Raw genomic sequence first — 15,648 nt, 5'->3', positions numbered from 1 at the left:
TTGGAAGATTTCTTCCGAGCTGACAAGATAAAGATCAAAAAAATCTTACCCCTCGGAAGGCAACTTTCGAGGGGTTTTGTTTTATTATTAATTACAGGAGTTTATTACTATGCGACATTTAACCTTAAATCAATTTTCTTTTATGCGACCTTTTACGTTTAATTAATCAATAAGGAACAACAATATGCTATCGAATCCCGTTGTTATTTCAATTGTCGTATTACTGGCATTAAGCCTACTGCGCGTGAACGTGGTTATCGCACTGGTAATTTCCGCGCTTACCGCCGGCTTATGCGGCGACTTAGGTTTAAGCAAAACCATTGAAACCTTTACAGGCGGCTTAGGTGGTGGTGCTGAAGTGGCAATGAACTATGCGATGCTCGGTGCATTTGCCATTGCAATTTCAAAATCTGGCATCACTGATTTGCTTGCTTATAAAATTATTACCCGAATGAACAAAACACCAACCGGCAAAAATTTAGCTTGGTTTAAATATATGCTACTTGGTATTTTGCTTTTATTCTCAATTTCATCCCAAAACTTGCTCCCAGTACACATTGCGTTTATTCCGATTGTGGTACCGCCTTTACTTTCTATTTTTAACCGTTTAAAAATCGATCGTCGTGCAGTGGCTTGTATTATTACCTTTGGTTTAACCGCAACTTATATGATCTTGCCGGTTGGTTTCGGGAAAATCTTTATTGAAAGCGTTTTAGTAAAAAATATCAATCTTGCTGGCGCTCCACTCGGTTTACAAACCAGTGTTGGTGAAGTTTCTTTTGCTATGCTTATCCCTGTTATTGGTATGATTCTTGGTTTGCTCACCGCCGTATTTATTACCTATCGTAAACCGCGTGAGTATGTTGTGACAACGGCAGAACCAACAACAACTGAAATTGAACAACACATTGCGAACATTAAACCGATTCAAATTACCGCAAGTGTAGTCGCCATTGTCGCCACGTTTGCTACCCAGCTTTTCACAAGTTCAACTATCATTGGTGGCTTAGTCGGTTTAGTGATTTTCGGTGCCTTTGGTATTTTCAAACTCAAAGAAAGTAACGATATTTTCCAACAAGGTTTACGCTTAATGGCAATGATTGGCTTTGTGATGATTGCAGCTTCGGGTTTCGCTAATGTCATTAATTCCACAAGTGGCGTGAAGGAGTTAGTTGATGCACTTTCAACGGGTGTGATTCAAAGCAAAGGCGTTGCGGCATTCTTAATGTTACTCGTCGGGTTATTAATCACCATGGGTATTGGTTCTTCTTTCTCAACCGTGCCAATTATCACCTCAATTTATGTACCACTTTGTCTCTCTTTTGGTTTCTCACCACTTGCGACAGTGGCTATCGTAGGTGTAGCGGCGGCATTAGGGGATGCGGGTTCACCGGCTTCTGACTCCACACTTGGTCCAACATCCGGTTTGAATATGGATGGTAAACACGACCACATTTGGGATTCTGTTGTACCAACCTTTATTCACTACAACATTCCATTATTAGCGTTCGGTTGGATTGCAGCCATGACCCTTTAATCGTTATAATCCCTACATTCATTATGCGGGGATTTTTTTATGTCTATTCAATCATTACTCAATACGCTCGAACAAAAAGTGCAGCAACTGACTCAAGCCTATCAAGCTGACTCTGATAAAAAAATTAACGCTAAATTTAACCGCACTTTATTTACTGAAGATTTTGAAACTGCCGGTTTTTATCTCAAAGAAATCCAGCAAAGCTTAACGAAGCTATGCAGCCTTCCCCATCAAAATGAAGAACAAATTATATTTATGGCTGAACATCTTTTAGGGCAATGCACCGCATTGACTGAAGCTATGAATCGCAAGCATAAAAAAGCTATTCAACCGAAAAAAATGGAACAACCAGTTACAAGCAGTAAATCACAGCACAGCATTCATCGACTTCCGCCAAGAGAGCGTCTAGAAAAATATTATGAAGCCTTACAGCAACTCACGGAAAAATACGAAGAAGCTAAAGCACAAGCGAATACGGCTCAAACAGATATTCAACGAGATGTACATAAGCAAACAGCCGCAATTTATTTAACGCGTCGTCAAAAATGTTTAGAAGCCATTGAGACCTTAGAAGAATACCTTGCCTTCAAAGAAGCACAAGAAAGTGCGGTCAAGAAATAAGATTTTTTTTGAAATAGACTGGAAAGCAAAAATCCCTAAATCTTTCGACTTAGGGATTTTTTAAATTTGATGGCGGAGGAAGTGAGATTCGAACTCACGGAGGGCGTAAACCCTCGCCGGTTTTCAAGACCGGTGCCTTCAACCACTCGACCATTCCTCCGTGATTTAAGCGAGGTGAATAATACGTTTTTTCCCCCACCCCGTCAAGCAAGAAAATAAAAAAATTATCTGACTGACTACTTTTAAATCACAATGTTTTAAAAATACACAAAATAAAAAACGGAACCTATTGGTTCCGTCTTTTATTATTAGGATATTACTCTGCTTTCGCTTGTGTCGGTTCAGAATAAATATGGCTAATTGCACTATGATGGCCTGCCGCGCCTTTACCATTAAAGTAATAACGAGACTCCGTCCATTCTACAATTGGGAATGGTTTAGACGCTTCATCTGGTGCTTTCGCTAATGTCATGGCTGCTTTTGTATGTGGCACGGCTGAAATCGTACCAGCACGACCTGTGAACACATAAGAACTTATAAATTTTGCTTTTTCTTGTGGTTCAACTTCTGCAGTTGCGACTTGAGCAACGGGTTCTGCTTTATGATGCAAACGTTCTAATGATTCTTGCACTTTCTGTTGAACCGCTTCATTTGCCGGTTGAGTAATGAAATCTAACGCAGGTTGTGCTTCAACTGATTTCTCTTCCACAACAATACCTGTTGCAGGCGTAATCACACCTTTTTTCGTTTTTTCTTGCTCAAGCAACTCATCCACCGATAAGAAATTATTTTCTTTCGGTGCATTCACCGCAGAATAATCGATGCATACTTTGCCGCTTGCTAATTCTGGTGAAGCCACCGCAGCAAATAATGGCATTGGCGATTTCACTTCATTACGGCGACGGCGTTGATTATTCGATGCACGTAAATGACGCGGTGTACGGCGCTGACGTTCTTGACGTGGTTTATCTTCTGTATTATCAACAGCGTTGTTTTCAACCACTTCATTTTTAATCGCAGGAACTTCAACCGCCTCAATCACATTCTCATTGGCGTTATTTGCATTGTCATCAATGCGAACGCGTTTACGTAAATCACGACGTTGACGACGCTCAGCTACCGGTTTCTCTGCTTTTTCTTCTTGACGATTATCATCAGAAACATTCGCTAAATTAACCGCACTTTCTGAAATAACCTCTTCATTAACGTTGCGACGATTACGACGATTATTCATACGCTCACGAGTTGGACGTGCATTTTCTTCGTCTGTATTTTTCGCATTGTCACTATTTTCGTTGCGAGAACGACGATTATTACGACGATCTTGATTACGACGATTATTACGATTGCCGTTACGATTATTACGATTGTTTTGGTTTTTCTCTTCTTCTTTTGGCTCAGAAGCAAATAAACCTTTAATTGCTGCAACAATTTTCGCAAACAGTGAAGGACCTTCGGATTTACGCTCAACTGGTGCTGGCGCTGCCGTTGGGATCGATAGCGATACTGCAGCACTTTCCATCACTTGTTCAGATGTCACGGCTGCTGTTTCAATATTACGTGAAACAAGGGATTCTTCTGGTACGAATGCATCGTCTTGTGCTTCATGGAATTTTGCTAAGTTGTAGCTTAATTCGTTCAGCTCTTCACCTTCACGCACGCGGAATACGCTGAAGTGCGGGGTTTCCATCGCTTCATTTGGCACCACGATAATCTCTACATCATGGCGTTTTTCGATGCTGCTTACTGCTTTACGTTTTTCGTTAAGTAAGTAAGACGCAATTTGTACCGGCACAATAGTGTGTACTTGTTTGGTATTTTCTTTTAATGCTTCTTCTTCAATTAAACGCAAGATTGAAAGTGATAAACTTTCGTTATCACGCACTTTACCCGTACCTTGACAGCGTGGGCAAACATGGTGAGAAGATTCACCTAATGACGGACTTAAACGCTGACGCGACATTTCCAACAAACCGAAGCGAGAAATTCGGCTGATTTGAATACGCGCACGGTCTTGACGCACCGCATCACGGATACGGTTTTCTACTTCACGTTGGTGACGAACAGGTGTCATATCAATGAAATCGATAACCACTAAGCCACCTAAGTCTCGTAAACGTAATTGACGAGCAATCTCATCTGCCGCTTCAAGGTTGGTATTTAATGCGGTTTCTTCAATATCACCACCACGAGTTGAACGCGCTGAGTTGATATCGATCGCCGTTAACGCTTCTGTCACATCGATCACAATCGAACCACCAGAAGGTAAACGTACTTCACGTTGGAAAGCTGATTCGATTTGAGATTCAATTTGATAGTGGCTAAATAAAGGCACTTCACCTTGATACAGTTTCACACGATTGATGAAATCTGGACGTACTAATTTGATGTGCGCTTTTGCTTTTTCAAATACTTTCGGGCTATCAATTAAGATCTCACCGATATCACGACGCAAGTAATCACGGATCGCACGAACGATCACATCACTTTCTTGATGGATTAAGAATGGCGCCGGACGGCTTTGTGAAGCTTGTTTAATTGCTTCCCAATGATGTAAAAGTACTTTTAAGTCCCATTGTAATTCTTCTGGTGATTTACCTACACCCGCTGTACGCACGATAAGACCAACGCCTTCCGGTACATCTAAAGAACTCAATGCTTCTTTTAATTCGATACGTTCATCGCCTTCAATACGGCGAGAGATACCACCTGCACGGGGATTATTTGGCATAATCACCAAATAACTACCGGCAAGGGAAACAAAAGTGGTTAAGGCAGCGCCTTTATTGCCGCGTTCTTCCTTGTTCACCTGAACGATCACTTCTTGACCTTCGGTCAAAATATCACGGATATTTGGACGACCTTGGAACACATAATCAGCAGGGAAATACTCACGGGCAATTTCTTTTAAAGGAAGGAAGCCATGGCGCTCTGCACCATAATCTACAAAGGCAGCTTCTAAACTCGGCTCTACGCGAGTGATTTTCCCTTTGTAAATATTCGCTTTTTTCTGTTCATGACCCGGACTTTCAATATCCAAGTCGAATAAACGCTGGCCATCGACCAACGCAACGCGCAACTCTTCTTTTTGAGTCGCATTGATTAACATTCTTTTCATTGTCAATTTCTCATTTGAATTATCTAAAATACCTTGAAAATTAACCGCACTTTACAGATTTACTGACCTTAGCCATCGACCTCGTGTTTCTCGCGAACAGTCAATCTCACGACTGTGTGTTGCTGGGTGCATTGATAGCATACTCAATTGTTATCTAAGACAATTTTCGTAAAACAATGCGATGTGTTAATTACGCATTGCAAGGAAGCGTCAATCTTCAAGAAAAACATGTTGATTATCAATGTCTTATGCCATTTGCCGCATTGAGTTTTGACCAACATACAAAATTACTTTCTAAATGCCAAATTTGAGGCGCAGAAAGACGCTCTATTATCCACATTCGAGGCTAAATTAGCAAGGCATTCTTGCTATTATCACCAGGGATATTGTGATATGATTCAGCCCAATTTTTAAAGGACAGATTCAATGACTGAAAAACAAGAAAAAATCATCAATCAATCCGTCAAAATGCTCACGATTTCTGAAGATGAAGCAGGACAACGCATTGATAATTATTTATTGGCAAAATTAAAAGGTGTGCCAAAAAGTTTGATTTATCGCATTCTGCGTAAAGGCGAAGTACGTGTGAACAAAGGGCGAATCAAACCTGAATATAAATTGCAAAATGGAGATGTGGTGCGTGTGCCACCTGTTCGTGTTTCTGAAAAAAATACAGCCCTAATTTCTAAAAACTTGAATAAAGTCGCCTCCCTTGAAAGCCATATTATTTTTGAAGATGACTGTTTATTAGTATTGAACAAACCTTCCGGCATTGCGGTTCATGGCGGGAGTGGCTTAAATTTTGGTGTGATTGAAGCCTTACGTGCATTACGTCCTGAAGCCCGTTTTTTAGAATTGGTTCACCGTTTAGACAGAGATACATCGGGCATTTTATTGGTGGCGAAGAAACGCTCTGCCTTACGCAACTTACACGAACAACTTCGTGTTAAAACGGTACAAAAAGATTATCTCGCTCTCGTTCGTGGCCAATGGCAATCTCATGTAAAAGTCGTACAAGCCCCTTTATTGAAAAATGAACTCGCCAGTGGTGAACGCATCGTTAAAGTCAGTGAGCAAGGCAAGCCTTCTGAAACGCGATTTGCTATCGAAGAACGTTATCAAAATGCGACCTTAGTAAAAGCGTCGCCTGTAACCGGACGAACTCATCAGATCCGAGTTCATACTCAATATGCAGGTCACCCGATTGCACTAGATGATAAATACGGTGATAAAGAATTCGATAAATATATGCAAGATCTCGGGCTTAATCGCTTGTTTTTACATGCGTTTTCTATTCGCTTTGAACACCCTAAAACGGGTGAAACATTACGTCTCAATGCTCAACTAGACGAAAAAATGAAAGCAATTCTGAAAAAACTGCGTGAAAGCAAAGAGATAAACCCATAGACAAGAAAAATGTTTATTGCTATATTTGATGACGGAGACAACTCGTTTCTATCATTAATTAACATATAACAACAAAGGATAGCAAAATGGCAAAAGGACAATCATTACAAGATCCTTATTTGAATGCGTTACGCCGTGAACGTATTCCTGTTTCGATTTATCTCGTTAATGGGATTAAATTACAGGGTCAAATCGAATCATTCGACCAATTCGTGATTTTATTAAAAAACACGGTTAATCAAATGGTGTACAAACACGCAATTTCGACTGTGGTTCCAGCACGTTCTGTTTCTCACCACAATAATAACGGCGGTCATCATGCAGCACAAACTTCTGATGCTGTAGCGGAAGTAGAAACACAAGCAGAATAATTCTGTTCAATGAACGATTTCATCAGTTTAAGTGCGGTTGAAAATTCACCTGAAATTTCAACCGCACTTTCGTCATCTAAAACAGGCGACAATAGCCAATCGGCAAAAGATAAAGCTGTCGTCGTGCATGTTTTCTTTTCTCAAAATAAAAACATTGAAGATCTACAAGAATTCCAACTTTTAGCGGAATCTGCCAATGTTGAGATTTTACAAGTCATCACCACGAGCCGAGCTACGCCACAAGCAAAATATTTTATCGGTGAGGGGAAAGCACAAGAAATTGCTGATGCAGTGAAAACTCTAGATGCTGATGTAGTTTTGGTGAATCATCAATTAACCCCTGCACAAACCCGTAATTTAGAAAGTATCTGCCAATGTCGTGTAGTAGATCGCACTGGGGTAATCTTAGATATCTTTGCCCAACGAGCCCGCTCGCACGAAGGTAAATTGCAAGTTGAATTAGCTCAACTTAAGCATTTATCCACTCGATTAGTTCGCCGAAAAACAGGCTTAGATCAGCAAAAAGGCGCGGTAGGATTGCGTGGCCCTGGCGAAACGCAGTTAGAAACAGATCGCCGTTTAATCAAAGTTCGTATTGCGCAGTTGCAAAATCGTTTGGCTAAAGTCGAAAAACAACGCAACCAAAATCGTCAAACCCGACAAAAAGCAGATATTCCGACCATTTCCTTAGTGGGTTATACCAATGCGGGAAAATCGACACTCTTCAATTTCATCACGCAAGCCAATGTCTATGCGGCAGATCAGCTTTTTGCCACCCTCGATCCCACATTAAGACGTTTACAAATTCAAGATGTCGGTACGGCCATTCTCGCCGATACCGTTGGTTTCGTTCGCCAACTTCCCCATGATTTAGTTTCCGCTTTTAAATCTACCTTGCAAGAAACGGTAGAAGCGAGTTTGTTATTGCATGTCATTGATGCAGCAGACGCTCGAAAGATCGAAAATATCGAAGCTGTGAATTTAGTGTTGGAAGAAATTAAAGCAGACAAAGTGCCTGCATTGCTGGTGTATAACAAAATTGATTTATTGGAAAATGTGACGCCTCATATTGAATATGATGACGAGAATAAGCCCGTTGCCGTTTACCTTTCAGCACATTCAGGTGAAGGATTAGATCTACTGTTTGAAGCCATTAAAGTGCGGTTGAAAAATGAGATACTTTCTTTCACCCTCACGCTGCTCCCACAAGAGGGCAAAATCCGCCACGCGCTCTATCAATTAGATAGCATTCGTCACGAGCAAATTTCAGATGAAGGTGAATTTATCCTCAATGTACAAATTGATAAAGTCGAATGGCTCAAACTTTGTAAACAATTCCCTAAACTGTCAGAAATTATTTACTAATACCGTATTGTTTTAATTTATTGGCGATCGCCGTGTGTGATACGCCTAATCGTTGTGCCAATTTTCGCGTACTTGGATACTGAGCATAAAACGCGCGCAATACACTCGCCTCATATTGTCCCATGATCTCATCCAGAGTTTGCTCACCAAAATCATTCACAGAAATGACCGCACTTTGTATAGGTTTTAAATTTAAACTTTCAATATCAAGATGGTTATTTTTTGCTAAGGAACAGGCACGATACAAGACATTGTATAGTTCTCGCACATTGCCTTGCCAAGGCTGACTTTTTAAATAATTTAAAAAATTAGCATCATATTGCGGCATTGGAATCCTAAGCTGTGTGCTAATTTCTTGTAAAAAACCGTCCGTTAAAGGTTGAATATCCTCCACTCGCTCACGTAATGGCGGCACATTTAACGCTAAAACATTTAAGCGATGGAATAAATCACTGCGTAATTTCCCTTGTTCTAACAGTTTTTCCATCGGTTCTTGTGAGGTACAAATCACCCGAACATTTGCATGATGTTCTTTTTCTTCGCCCACTCGACGGAAAGAACCATCCGTTAAAAAACGTAATAATTTTGCCTGTAAACTTAATGAAAGCTCAGCAATACCGTCCAGCAACACCGTGCCTTCGTGAGCATATTCAAAAAAACCGATGGTTTCACTGTCACCCACTTTACGCCCAAACATTTCGCTTTCCGCATCTTCATCTGGCAAACCTGCACAGTTTACTGCAATGAATTTTTTCTCACGGCGCAAGCTCGCAAAATGACAAGCTTTTGCTAATAAGTCTTTACCCGTGCCCGTTTCACCTTGAATTAAAAGCGGCACATCAAACATCGCAAAACGTTGTGCATTTTCGACCGCACTTTTAATGGAAAAGCTTTGAGTGACAAAGCAAGAGAAAGGATCTTGTGGATTAAATGTCAGCATAAAATAAGCTCAATTTTATTGAATGATGCCGATATGATAGGGAGTTTATTGATATGTGTAAAGATTAATTTACATATAAAAAGGGCAATCCTTGACTGCCCTTTTAGATGGTTTTTTGTATTATTTTTTCACTGCACGATCAAGTTCTTGTGCGATGATTTCCATGCTTTCTAAACCACCAAACGCAAGATACCAATTCGCTGCATCAAGATACACAATGTGTCCATCTTTATACGCTTTGGTTTGTTTGATGATATCGTTATCCAACACTTTTTGTGCATTGTTGGCTTTTTCTGTAATCGCCGCGGTACGATCCACGACAAGTAAAAAGTCTGGATTTTTTTCTAAGATATATTCAAAACCAACGCTTTGTCCATGCGTAGACGATTTGATGCTGTCATCAATCGGTTTAAAACCAAATTTTTGATACACCATACCATAACGAGAACCATCACCAAAGGCACTGATTTTACTTTCATTAACCAATACCAATAAGGCTGTTTTGCCTTTCGCATCTTTGGCGACTTGGTCAACCTTACTTTCTAATGCTGAAAGTTTTTCTTTCGCAACATTTTCTTTACCAAAGATCTGACCAAGTGCGGTCACATTTTGTTGAAAACTCGGGTAGTAATTGTTGTAATCATTTTCAACATTAAATACTGGTGCAATTTCTTTAAATTTGTCGATCATTTTTTCTTGACGTTTAGACGCGATGATCAAATCAGGATTGAGTTCATTAATTTGCTCCAATGATTGTTCTTTCAAATCACCGACATTCTTATATTTTTTGTCTGCAAATTCTGAAAGATAGCTTGGAATTTTTCCGCTTTGTGGGAAACCCACGATTTTATCTTGCACACCTAATGCACAAAGTGTGTCTGCTGCACCAAAATCAAGCACAATGACTCGCTGTGGATTTTGTGGCACAACCTGCTTTCCAGCGGCATTTTCAACGGTAATATCTGCTGCTTGAGCAACACCGGTAAATGCAAAGAGTGAAAGTGCTAAAGTTGATAATGTTTTTTTCATGAAGATTTCCTTATTTATCTAAAATAAACGGCAATTTTATGGTCGTCGATATCCTGAATAGGTATCGCCATATCATAAATATCTTGTAGCACGGGCGATTGCATAATGTGGTTAACTTCCCCTTGATGCACTAATTTTCCATTTTTCATGGCGACAATGTAGTCTGAATAACAAGAGGCAAAATTAATATCGTGAATCACAATCACCACGGTTTTGTTGAGTTCTGTCGCTAATTTTCGCAAAACTTGCATGATCTGCACTGAATGTTTCATATCCAGATTATTTAATGGCTCATCCAACAAAATATAATCCGTATCTTGTGCAAGCGTCATCGCAATATAAGCGCGTTGTCGCTGCCCACCACTTAAGTTATCGATATATTGATGACGGATATCATCTAAATTCATATAGGCAATAGCATTATCAATAAAAGTGCGGTCAGTTTGGGTTAAGTTTCCTTTGCAATAAGGAAAACGCCCAAAAGCGACTAAATCTTCAATGGTTAGACGCAAATTAATGTTGTTAGTTTGCTTTAAAATCGCAAGTTGTTTCGCAATATCGCTACTTTTCTTACGATTGAGCAATTCACCGTTGAGATAGATCTCACCACTATCCGCATTCAACAAACGGCTCATAATAGACAGCACCGTACTCTTCCCCGCGCCATTCGGCCCGATAAAAGACGTAATTTTCCCCGTAGGAATGGTGACGGACACATTATCCACCACCTTTTTGCTTCCGTAACTTTTAGTAATATTGCGAATTTCTATTGCCATTTTTTGTTTGCTCTTAATAACAAATAAATAAAGTACACGCCTCCGACAAAATTAACGATGATGCTTAATGTCGTGCGGAACGTAAAAATATGGGTCACTAATAATTGCCCTAAAACCAAGGTTATGATGGAAATTAACATCGCGGCAGGAATGAGTACCTTGTGGCGATAATCACGAACAAATTCAAAGGTCACGTTCATCACTAATAACCCGAGGAACGTAAGTGGGCCAACAAGTGCGGTCGATACTGACGTTAAAATTGCCACGAGAATTAAGAGGACTTTTAAAGTCTTTTGATAATCGATTCCTAAGTTAATGGCATTTTCTCGCCCTAACGCCAACACATCAAAGCAATGCCAATATTTCAAGCTGAAAACAATGGTCGCCACTAAAATGGCTAATGCCACCCACAAGATTTGAGTATTGATTCGGTTGAAACTTGCGAAGCCAATATCTTGTGCGATCTGAAATTCATTTGGATCAATCAACACTTCCATAAAGGTCGTTAAGCTACCAAAGAAGGTGCCGAAAATAATCCCAACAAGCAACAAGAAGAAAATATTTTGGTTTTCTTTCTTAAACAGGAAGTGATAAAGCACTAATGAAAACGCCATCATTAATCCCGTACACAAGACAAACAATGCAATGGAATTCATGGAAAGCAATGTGCTTGAACCGAAAAGGAAGATAATCGCCGTTTGAATCAGTAAATACAGCGAGTCTAAGCCTAAAATACTCGGGGTGAGAATTCGGTTATTCACGACCGTTTGGAAAATCATCGTAGCAAGTGCAATTGCCGCGCCTGTAATCACAATCGCAATTAATGATAAGGCACGATTTTCCAAGGCATATTGCCAACGGTTTGGTAAGTTGTAGCCTAAATAGAGTGCAAGAGAAACAATGGCTAACAACGACAATACAATCAGTTGAGAAGAAGATTTCTTAGCCATTTCTATACCGCTTTAATAATAAAAATAAGAAGATACCACTGCCAAATACACCAACCACGGCATTAATGGAAATCTCATAAGGATAAATCACACTTCGACCTAAAATATCGCAGAATAAGACAAATACCGCACCTAACAAAGCGGTATGAGATAACACTTTCTTCAAGTTATCACCCAAATAAAGTGTGACGATATTCGGAATAATTAACCCCAAAAAAGGGATCACGCCAACAGACACGATAATAATCGAAGATACCACCGATACAATGAGCAGACCGAGATAAAGTACTTGGTTGTAATTTAGACCTAGATTAACCGCAAAATCTTTCCCCATCCCGACAATAGAAAAACGATGCGCAAATAAATAAGCCACGATGAGTGTAGGAATACTGAAATACAACAATTCATAACGGCCTGACATCACAAGCGAGAAATCACCTTGTAGCCACCCGGATAAGTTTTGCAATAAATCTTCTTTGTAAGCAATAAAGGCGGTAATCGAACTGATGATATTACCGAACATAATCCCTACTAATGGAACAAAAATCGTGTCCTTGAATTTCAAACGGGACAGAATCGTCATAAATAATAATGTGCCAAGGAAAGACACAATCACCGCAATGGTCGTTTTTAACAACATTGAAGCCGTTGGGAAAAACAGCATCGCCATTAAAATGCCTAATCTTGCACTATCCATGGTGCCTGCAGTGGTGGGAGAAACAAATCGGTTTCGACTGAGTTGCTGCATCACTAAGCCACAAATGCTTAAGGATGCACCCGCAATCAAGATACTGATTAAACGAGGCACTCGACTGATGAAAAATATCTGCCATTGATTACCTTCAAAATTCAGTAACCCTTGCAGATTAACAGTACTTACCCCGAGAAAAAGTGAAACAAAGGAAAGCACGATCAAAAGAAAAATCAGATAACGTCGCTTAATCATAAAAATGAGAATAATTCTAAAATGCAAAAAGAATAGCATATTGAAGGGAAAGAGAAAAGATGAAGTGTAGTCAGTTTTCGGCTAATTTTGGGGCGTATAAAAAATGCGGTCAAATTAGACCGCACTTTATTCGCTATAATTTTAATGTTCTTTCAACTTCTTTCGCTCGAACTAAGAATTGCTTACGTTCTGCTGTTGCCATTCCGCTGCTGGTACCCGGCAATTTCACCGTAAGCGGGTTCACCGCACGCTCATTAATATGAAACTCGTAGTGCAAGTGTGGACCGGTTGAAATCCCCGTATTACCGGTTAATGCAATGCGCTCCCCTTTCTTCACAGTTTGACCCGCACTAACTAAAGCTCGACTTAAATGCATATACACCGTTTGATATTCACGACCATGTCGTATCACCACATAACGTCCTGCACCACCTGCTTGATAAGCCACTTTTTCTACCACACCTTCTGCTGGCGCAATAACTGGCGTACCTGGTGAAACAGCAAAGTCCACCCCTTTATGCGGACGAACGCGCCCTGTTACCGGATGTCGGCGATTTGGGTTAAATGGTGACGAAATACGCGCTTGACGTTGCAATGGATAACGCGCGAAACCTTTGCCAAGAGTTTCCCCTTGCTTATCGTAGTAACGACCATTCGCGGCTTGAATACCATAATAGCTCTTACCATCTGCCATGATGTGAATCGCTTCAACATTACCTTGCCCCGTTAATTTATCGCCTAAATATTCACGTGATACTAAAATCGCAAATTTGGTTCCGTTACTGAGTTTTTGAAGACTTACCTGCCATTGTAATGCTGAGCTTAATTGGCTGATTTGACGACCATCCAAACCTAAATCACGCAAACTTGATGCAAAAGATCCGTTAATCGTACCTTTTAGCACCTCTTTCTTCCAGATACTTTTCTTCTCTAGAATTTGGCGTTTAAACTTACCGTCTTCCGTACGTTCATAAATGCGTTCTTCTTTTTCAGACACCAACCAGTTTAAATATTCTAGTTGATCTTCTTTATCTAAAATCCAATAGAACTGCTGACCTGCGCGCAAGTTTTTTAATTCAGGATACTCGGCAATTAAATTCTTCGCCGTATCATCTTCTAAACCTGAAAGCTCTAACACGTCTTTTAAGGAATCGCCACGCACCACAGTATGACTAAATTGATCGGTAATACGTAATGCCTGATCGGCGACATCTAAAATGCCACTGAGCGCATCTTGTGCATCTTTTGGCAAATCAGTTAGCTCATCAAACTGCGGTTTAATTTCATCCACTTCATCATCTTTGGCTTGAAGATCATCATCGTAAGAAGTTGCATCTTCCGTATTCGCATTCTGCTTCGCTTCCGGATGTTCGCCTGCTTGAGGTTGAGACTTATCAGATTCTGTTTTTTCAGGTGTAAGGGATTGATATTGAACGTTATCCACCATCTCTGGCTCAAGATTACTTTGCAGAGAAGGATCGTAATCCGCGGTATCTTTAAAGGCGAGGAAAATGCCCGTTAAAATAAGCAAAAGTGCGGCAAAAAAAATCGCCGCTTTTATGCGGGACTTTCTTTTCCGTCGATCTCTAGCTAATTTAACGTGTTGCAAAATAGATACCTTTAAAATGAATAAAAAGCTTTTCGCTCTTCAGACTACAAACTCTAAAAAAAATTCATTTTACCCTAAAAATGTCAAATCTTATGCCTAAATATTAGGCATAGTCGGAATTTCTTGAGAAAAACAAGGAAATGAGCTATTTTAGTGAGCCATTTTTAAAGGGGGGATTATGCAGATTCACGCCATTCAACCAGCCCAACCAACACCATTAATTACGCTGAAAAATATCAATGTGGTCTTCGAACAAAAGACGGCATTGCGGGATATTAACCTCAGTATTTATCCGAATTCAATTATCACCATTGTCGGGCCGAATGGTGGAGGAAAATCAACCCTCTTAAAAACTTTATTAAAATTGCAAACGCCGACATCTGGTGAGGTAATTTATAGCACTAATGTCAGAATTGGCTATGTCCCACAAAAAATTCACTTAGACCACAGCTTACCAATGACGGTTGAGCGTTTTCTTGCGCTCAAAAAAGGCGTTAAAACACAAGAAATATCGACCGCACTTGAGCAACTTTCTATTACGCATCTGAGAAAAAATAATATGCAAAAACTCTCAGGTGGGGAAATGCAACGCGTATTATTGGCCCGTGCGATTTTGAATAAACCCAATTTACTGGTGTTAGATGAACCAACTCAAGGGGTGGATATTAATGGTCAAGCTGAACTTTATCAGCTGATTCACCGTACTCAACAAGCCTTAAATTGTGCGGTTTTAATGGTTTCCCATGATTTGCATATCGTGATGGCGGACAGTAAAGAAGTGTTGTGCATCAATCAACATATTCGCTGTGCCGGCACACCCGAAAGTTTATCGAATGATCCAACATTTATACGCCTTTGGGGCAACCAAATCTCACAAAATGTGGGCTTTTATACGCACCATCATAATCATCATCATAATATGCACGGTGATGTTTGTAGTTGCAGTGCCAATCCATCTGAATGCCAACAATAAGGAAAA

13 protein-coding genes, 1 tRNA gene, 1 pseudogene and 1 other annotated feature (1 of these 16 running past the window's edge) are annotated in these 15,648 nt (G+C 40.1%); of the genes and pseudogenes, 6 read left to right on the top strand and 9 right to left on the bottom strand.

All coding sequences use genetic code 11. The features are described 5' to 3' along the window. Positions 1-82: a sequence feature (His leader region), on the top strand; it begins 46 nt to the left of the window's first position. A gap of 102 nt (positions 83-184) precedes the next feature. Continuing rightward, positions 185-1,537 (top strand): Na+/H+ antiporter family protein, encoded by a 1,353-nt coding sequence (locus DPV81_RS03675; protein ID WP_111386822.1) that lies wholly within the window; start codon positions 185-187, stop codon positions 1,535-1,537. 39 nt (positions 1,538-1,576) lie between these two features. After that, positions 1,577-2,158 carry a primosomal replication protein PriC gene (gene priC / locus DPV81_RS03670; RefSeq protein WP_111386820.1) on the top strand — a complete coding sequence of 194 codons (582 nt, stop codon included), beginning with the start codon at positions 1,577-1,579 and terminating at the stop codon, positions 2,156-2,158. A gap of 70 nt (positions 2,159-2,228) precedes the next feature. Here priC and DPV81_RS03665 read toward each other — a convergent pair. The 3 genes and pseudogenes from DPV81_RS03665 to rne form a co-directional block, all read right to left on the bottom strand. Further along, positions 2,229-2,318: transfer RNA gene (locus DPV81_RS03665), tRNA-Ser, on the bottom strand. 156 nt (positions 2,319-2,474) lie between these two features. Beyond that, positions 2,475-2,630, bottom strand: a complete 156-nt coding sequence (locus tag DPV81_RS09545) for a hypothetical protein (protein WP_432206728.1) — start codon at positions 2,628-2,630, stop codon at positions 2,475-2,477. Positions 2,631-2,762: 132 nt separating this feature from the next. Then, positions 2,763-5,276, bottom strand: a pseudogene (gene rne, locus DPV81_RS03660) (ribonuclease E); the annotation flags it as partial. 426 nt (positions 5,277-5,702) lie between these two features. On the opposite strand from rne, the gene rluC reads away from it, so the two are divergent. From rluC to hflX, 3 genes are all read left to right on the top strand, one after another. Then, positions 5,703-6,683 (top strand): 23S rRNA pseudouridine(955/2504/2580) synthase RluC, encoded by a 981-nt coding sequence (gene rluC / locus DPV81_RS03655; protein ID WP_111386817.1) that lies wholly within the window; start codon positions 5,703-5,705, stop codon positions 6,681-6,683. Positions 6,684-6,769: 86 nt separating this feature from the next. After that, positions 6,770-7,054, top strand: coding sequence for an RNA chaperone Hfq (hfq, locus tag DPV81_RS03650; protein ID WP_005697164.1), 285 nt, complete (start codon positions 6,770-6,772; stop codon positions 7,052-7,054). Positions 7,055-7,063: 9 nt separating this feature from the next. Continuing rightward, positions 7,064-8,419, top strand: coding sequence for a ribosome rescue GTPase HflX (hflX, locus tag DPV81_RS03645; protein ID WP_111386816.1), 1,356 nt, complete (start codon positions 7,064-7,066; stop codon positions 8,417-8,419). On the opposite strand, the gene DPV81_RS03640 is transcribed toward hflX, so the two are convergent. The 6 genes from DPV81_RS03640 to mepM all read right to left on the bottom strand — a co-directional run bounded on the left by DPV81_RS03640 (position 8,409) and on the right by mepM (position 14,669). After that, entirely contained in the window at positions 8,409-9,359 is a 951-nt protein-coding gene (locus DPV81_RS03640; RefSeq protein ID WP_111386814.1) for a sigma 54-interacting transcriptional regulator, read from the bottom strand. The genes hflX and DPV81_RS03640 overlap by 11 nt on opposite strands. A 120-nt stretch (positions 9,360-9,479) precedes the next feature. Further along, a complete protein-coding gene (locus DPV81_RS03635) occupies positions 9,480-10,388 on the bottom strand; it encodes a siderophore ABC transporter substrate-binding protein (protein ID WP_111386813.1) in 909 nt (302 codons plus the stop codon). A 14-nt stretch (positions 10,389-10,402) separates the two neighbouring features. After that, positions 10,403-11,164 (bottom strand): iron ABC transporter ATP-binding protein, encoded by a 762-nt coding sequence (locus tag DPV81_RS03630; protein ID WP_070591526.1) that lies wholly within the window; start codon positions 11,162-11,164, stop codon positions 10,403-10,405. Continuing rightward, positions 11,155-12,114: an iron chelate uptake ABC transporter family permease subunit gene (locus tag DPV81_RS03625; protein ID WP_049380439.1), complete on the bottom strand. Its 960-nt coding sequence runs from the start codon at positions 12,112-12,114 to the stop codon at positions 11,155-11,157. The genes DPV81_RS03630 and DPV81_RS03625 overlap by 10 nt, the downstream gene beginning before the upstream one ends. Next, positions 12,107-13,060 (bottom strand): ABC transporter permease, encoded by a 954-nt coding sequence (locus tag DPV81_RS03620; RefSeq protein ID WP_111386811.1) that lies wholly within the window; start codon positions 13,058-13,060, stop codon positions 12,107-12,109. Before DPV81_RS03620 ends, DPV81_RS03625 begins: the two co-directional genes overlap by 8 nt. A gap of 133 nt (positions 13,061-13,193) precedes the next feature. Next, positions 13,194-14,669, bottom strand: coding sequence for a murein DD-endopeptidase MepM (mepM, locus tag DPV81_RS03615; protein ID WP_111386810.1), 1,476 nt, complete (start codon positions 14,667-14,669; stop codon positions 13,194-13,196). A gap of 178 nt (positions 14,670-14,847) precedes the next feature. Between mepM and znuC the strand changes: the two genes are divergently transcribed. Then, positions 14,848-15,642, top strand: a complete 795-nt coding sequence (gene znuC / locus DPV81_RS03610; RefSeq protein WP_049356420.1) for a zinc ABC transporter ATP-binding protein ZnuC — start codon at positions 14,848-14,850, stop codon at positions 15,640-15,642. The last annotated feature ends 6 nt before the right edge of the window (positions 15,643-15,648 follow it).

The organism is Haemophilus parainfluenzae (assembly GCF_003252795.1).
In the GTDB taxonomy this organism is placed as follows: Bacteria; Pseudomonadota; Gammaproteobacteria; order Enterobacterales; family Pasteurellaceae; genus Haemophilus_D; species Haemophilus_D parainfluenzae_K.
Note: the sequence above shows the minus strand (reverse complement) of the source record. Positions and strands in the feature narration are given on the sequence as shown.

Coding starts and splice junctions, on each gene's coding strand:
- DPV81_RS03675 (WP_111386822.1), top strand. CDS start 185: ATGCTATCGAATCCCGTTGTTATTTCAATTGTCGTATTACTGGCATTA.
- priC (WP_111386820.1), top strand. CDS start 1,577: ATGTCTATTCAATCATTACTCAATACGCTCGAACAAAAAGTGCAGCAA.
- DPV81_RS09545 (WP_432206728.1), bottom strand. CDS start 2,630: ATGACATTAGCGAAAGCACCAGATGAAGCGTCTAAACCATTCCCAATT.
- rluC (WP_111386817.1), top strand. CDS start 5,703: ATGACTGAAAAACAAGAAAAAATCATCAATCAATCCGTCAAAATGCTC.
- hfq (WP_005697164.1), top strand. CDS start 6,770: ATGGCAAAAGGACAATCATTACAAGATCCTTATTTGAATGCGTTACGC.
- hflX (WP_111386816.1), top strand. CDS start 7,064: ATGAACGATTTCATCAGTTTAAGTGCGGTTGAAAATTCACCTGAAATT.
- DPV81_RS03640 (WP_111386814.1), bottom strand. CDS start 9,359: ATGCTGACATTTAATCCACAAGATCCTTTCTCTTGCTTTGTCACTCAA.
- DPV81_RS03635 (WP_111386813.1), bottom strand. CDS start 10,388: ATGAAAAAAACATTATCAACTTTAGCACTTTCACTCTTTGCATTTACC.
- DPV81_RS03630 (WP_070591526.1), bottom strand. CDS start 11,164: ATGGCAATAGAAATTCGCAATATTACTAAAAGTTACGGAAGCAAAAAG.
- DPV81_RS03625 (WP_049380439.1), bottom strand. CDS start 12,114: ATGGCTAAGAAATCTTCTTCTCAACTGATTGTATTGTCGTTGTTAGCC.
- DPV81_RS03620 (WP_111386811.1), bottom strand. CDS start 13,060: ATGATTAAGCGACGTTATCTGATTTTTCTTTTGATCGTGCTTTCCTTT.
- znuC (WP_049356420.1), top strand. CDS start 14,848: ATGCAGATTCACGCCATTCAACCAGCCCAACCAACACCATTAATTACG.